This window comes from Chamaesiphon polymorphus CCALA 037 (genome assembly GCF_003003845.1).
Taxonomy (GTDB): Bacteria; Cyanobacteriota; Cyanobacteriia; order Cyanobacteriales; family Chamaesiphonaceae; genus Chamaesiphon; species Chamaesiphon polymorphus.
This window is the reverse complement of sequence record NZ_PVWO01000544.1, coordinates 1-3,678: the sequence shown is the minus strand read 5'-3', so window position 1 is coordinate 3,678 and position 3,678 is coordinate 1. Positions and strand designations below refer to the sequence as shown.

The 3,678-nt window shown below is 43.0% G+C and carries 4 protein-coding genes and 1 pseudogene; 1 reads left to right on the top strand and 4 read right to left on the bottom strand.

Annotated features, from left to right (window positions below; genetic code table 11):
• Window positions 1-104 precede the first annotated feature (104 nt).
• Window positions 105-1,271, bottom strand: a complete 1,167-nt coding sequence (locus tag C7B77_RS26075) for a hypothetical protein (protein ID WP_106311859.1) — start codon at window positions 1,269-1,271, stop codon at window positions 105-107.
• Between the two features lie 44 nt (window positions 1,272-1,315).
• Here C7B77_RS26075 and C7B77_RS29415 point away from each other — a divergent pair, with 44 nt between their 5' ends.
• Window positions 1,316-1,780 (top strand): hypothetical protein, encoded by a 465-nt coding sequence (locus C7B77_RS29415; protein WP_146138525.1) that lies wholly within the window; start codon window positions 1,316-1,318, stop codon window positions 1,778-1,780.
• 83 nt (window positions 1,781-1,863) lie between these two features.
• On the opposite strand, the gene C7B77_RS26065 is transcribed toward C7B77_RS29415, so the two are convergent.
• The 3 genes and pseudogenes from C7B77_RS26065 to C7B77_RS26055 form a co-directional block, all read right to left on the bottom strand.
• Window positions 1,864-2,979 (bottom strand): RNA-guided endonuclease InsQ/TnpB family protein, encoded by a 1,116-nt coding sequence (locus tag C7B77_RS26065; protein WP_106311852.1) that lies wholly within the window; start codon window positions 2,977-2,979, stop codon window positions 1,864-1,866.
• Window positions 2,976-3,164 (bottom strand): annotated as a pseudogene (locus C7B77_RS26060) (recombinase family protein); the annotation flags it as partial. The pseudogene C7B77_RS26060 and the gene C7B77_RS26065, both read right to left, overlap by 4 nt.
• Entirely contained in the window at window positions 3,134-3,439 is a 306-nt protein-coding gene (locus C7B77_RS26055; protein WP_181244040.1) for a hypothetical protein, read from the bottom strand. The pseudogene C7B77_RS26060 and the gene C7B77_RS26055, both read right to left, overlap by 31 nt.
• Between the last annotated feature and the right edge of the window lie 239 nt (window positions 3,440-3,678).

The window sequence follows — 3,678 nt, the reverse complement described above, 5'->3', positions numbered from 1 at the left end:
GGGGAAAGAGTAAAATGTATTTTGGTATCGAAAGATACTATTTACCCCAGAATGTCAACAGAGTCGTCGTAAGTCGTAACTGGCGATCGCCATCTGCATATCGTTTATTTGGTAGCTTTAGATGGTTTGGTTGATTTAACGATACTCACTTGCTGAATGCTGCGACTTGCTTGCCTTCTGCTGCGAACGTTTGCGAACCCCTTCCCAATCGCTCCAGCTACGGCACCAGCAGGCAAGGTGGACAGCCCTTCGGCAATTGCGACCGCGCCACCTTTGGCGAACATATAACTGATGGCAGGTGCAAAAAAGGCTAGTAGTAAAGAGAGGATATAGCCAGCAAAATTAAAAGTTTGAGCGATATAAACGACTAAAGCGACCACGATCGCAAAGCAAATCTTGGCATTACACAAACTCCAGAAAATGCCGATCCAATGAGCGATCGCACTCAGATCGTAAATACCCATCGTCATCGCTACGGGCAACAGGTAAAATGCGATGATTTGGCTGAGTTCGACCACCCAATAAAACAGCATACTTATCGAGTACAGGAGATTATTGATAATCCCCTCCATGACTCCAGCAAAGCCAACGGTTATGGCCTGTTCGATGGCATTTTTGTCGGCTACTTCTGCCTCTTGCTTGGTCGTATTAATGGCATTATCTCTAACCGATTCTAGATACCTTTTATAAGTCGGGTCGTTAATATTATTTTTCTCAATATTTTTTAATTCGATAATAGCGTTAGCTTGAACGCACCCTCTTTGAATGCCAATATCGGTACTTTCTAGTCCGCATTTAGCAATTTTGGCATTGAACTGTTTGACTAGTTCGGTTCTTGCCAATCCTGCTTCTTTGGCTGCTTGAGATATCTTGTCTCGCTCTAGATCGATCTGAATGGTTGAAATAATTGGCGTAGCGATATTTGCCGACATCGATCGCAAGCCATAAGTTAGTAATTTAGCTGGTGCGCCAGTTTTAGTTCCTAATAGAATCACCAGAATTAATGGAATCGCCATTCCTTGTAGAATGGCTGTTAAATTCTTACCTTTTTCTAAATAGACAGCATGAAGTTTGATGCAAAACATCAAGAAGGCAAGCGTGTACATGGCCTGACAAATTCGACCGAAAGCACCTTGTCCTTGATAAATTTGCTCGTAGAGCGTTTGAATTGAAGTTGCAGAATCAGCACCAGCTTTCACCGCACCCTCAGCGATATTGCTAGCAGCGGCTAAAGTTATGAAGTGTGAGGGATCGACAAAAAATAACTGCATCGAGCCAGAAGAATAACGTAGTCCGGGGCTAAAGGCTTTTTAGTGTGTGGCGATCGACTCCCCCACAACGCTTCAAATTTTCTAAAGTAATTACTTTAGAAAATTTGTCTGATGATGGCAATCGCCGCAACTCCCACGATCGTCTCACCACAAGCAACTCATCCCACCTAGTCGTAAGCTTGGGAGAGTACCCGCAGCGCAACTGCCAGCTCTGCTCTCGATCGAATTTTATAGCGAGCCGAACCCATTACGGGAGAGATGTTACAGACGATCGCATCTCTTTCCTAAATCTAGCTCCAGTTGTCGGCACGGGTGCGATGGAAGCTGTGGTAAGCGATCGATCGGATCGGTCAGTGTCAATTGCCAATGCTGTCGGTAATGGCGCACTCGCAACCGTGGCAGCTTTAACTTTAGCGATAACTGTCCTGGCAACGGTAGCGGGTAACGGTGCATCCACAAATGACAGCCGCTCAATAGAACCTACACAAATCTGGACACATCCAAACTGATGTCTACTTCCTACTTCAACGGGGGCATCGGAGCGGCTATCCCTCTGTAGGCTTCCAGGCGCAAGCTACACCCAGTATAGTATTTACGCGACTATAAGAGCGGCTTGGTGTTGTAAATTACGTGCAGCATTTAGATCGCGATCGATACTAATATTGCATTGCTGACAATTAAAAACACGTTCTTTGAGCGGCATGTCTTGGATATTTCCGCAACAAGAGCAGGTTTTAGAACTAGGAAAAAAGCGATTTGCAATAATTAGTTCGCTACCATATAACTCACATTTATAAGTTAATTGGCGGCGAAATTCGTACATACCTAAATCGGCAATAGACTTAGCCAAGCAATGATTTTTCATCATTCCGGATACATGCAGATCTTCGACAACTAGTTGGCTGTGGTTTTTAGCCAAGTGTGTTGTCAATTTGTTGAGAGTATCTTTACGAATATTGGCAGTTCTTGCATGTTGTTTAGTTACTCTCATATTCGCCTTACGACGATTATTCGAGCCTTTAATTTTGCGACTAGCTGCTTTTTGAAGTCGAGCTAATCTAGCTTGAGATTGGCGATATGGTTGAGGATTGGAGAACGTTTCGCCTGTACTTAATGTAGCAAGTGTTTTAATTCCTAAATCCACACCACAAGCCGCAACTACTTTATTGGTAATTGTCGGCTCGATTTCGTAGCTAAAAGAGATAAACCAGCGATTCGCAGTTCTACTAACTATCGCTGTCTTTGGTGCCAATCCCTGTGGTAGTCTTTCATAGGTTTTTATTATTCCTAGTTTTGGTAATTGAATCGAACGATGCTCGACTTTGATTGTACCCTCCAGGGTAAAACTATCGTGCTGCCCTTTGTGCTTGAACCGAGGGAATCCTACCCTTCGCCCGTTAGCAGTTTTCTTTCTAAAGAAGTCAGAGAATGCACTTGATAAGTATCTAAGCGCATATTGGGGGCTAGTTTTAGATACTTCATAATACCAAGGATTTTCAGCCTTCACCCATTTAACTAGAAATTTATGCAGATCGATCGCCGATGGAAATCTTAGTTTCTCGCTTGGGTTCTCTTGATTGTAGTCGAGAATCTTTTTGCACAGATCTAATCCCCAGTTCCAGGCATGACGAGCTACACCTGCATGTTTAGCTAGTTGAGTTCTTTGATAGTTATTCAGTTTTAATTCTGTCTTAAAACTGATTCTCATAGCTGTTTTGCCAACTCCTTTAACTCTTCTACTATCTTTTTGTTTTTATGGGAACGACTGCCATACAAACGAGCAGAGAACACTGTAATAATTTCTAGCACGTCTGAAGCTAAATCTTCCTCGAATGTACTATCATCAGAGCGATTGATGATGATTACTTCTGTGCCAAATTGTTCGCATAATGACCCGCGCACAGACAAATGAGGTTGGCTCGATCGTTATGACTGGGAATACCATCCTGGTGGTGAACTTGCGGATGAAATCGCGCTGAGGTCTCCTCAGCGTGCGTTTCACCAAGCAGGGCGCAAAGTTGGCGGCGCAGAGACAGGGAGAGCTGGCGATAGCTTTTCCCTGGTGGCAGGCAGGTCAGCCCGCAGCGATTGCAGCGATAGCCAGCAGATTGCTTAATTGCTGTAGCTATTTCTTGCCAGTTCTCTGGATAATCACACTTTGCAGACATAAAGTTGCCGAATTGCACTCTTGCTATTTTAGCAATTTTTATGTTTAAAATATTAATTTTTACCATAAATTTACAAAAAAAATGTGAGATATCATAAGCATATTTTACGATCGAAGCTATCATCGTTCAATGTATAATTGCTGCTACTAAAACATCTGTTATGGCTAGCTTAGGCTGTGAAGTGATGGCATAAGTGCTAATCGCTACTAATATCTTTCAGATAAATGATATGATTATGC

Bases quoted from the DNA above. Each gene is read 5' to 3' on its own strand.
- C7B77_RS26075 (WP_106311859.1), bottom strand. From the start codon at position 1,271: ATGCAGTTATTTTTTGTCGATCCCTCACACTTCATAACTTTAGCCGCT.
- C7B77_RS26055 (WP_181244040.1), bottom strand. From the start codon at position 3,439: ATGTCTGCAAAGTGTGATTATCCAGAGAACTGGCAAGAAATAGCTACA.
- C7B77_RS26065 (WP_106311852.1), bottom strand. From the start codon at position 2,979: ATGAGAATCAGTTTTAAGACAGAATTAAAACTGAATAACTATCAAAGA.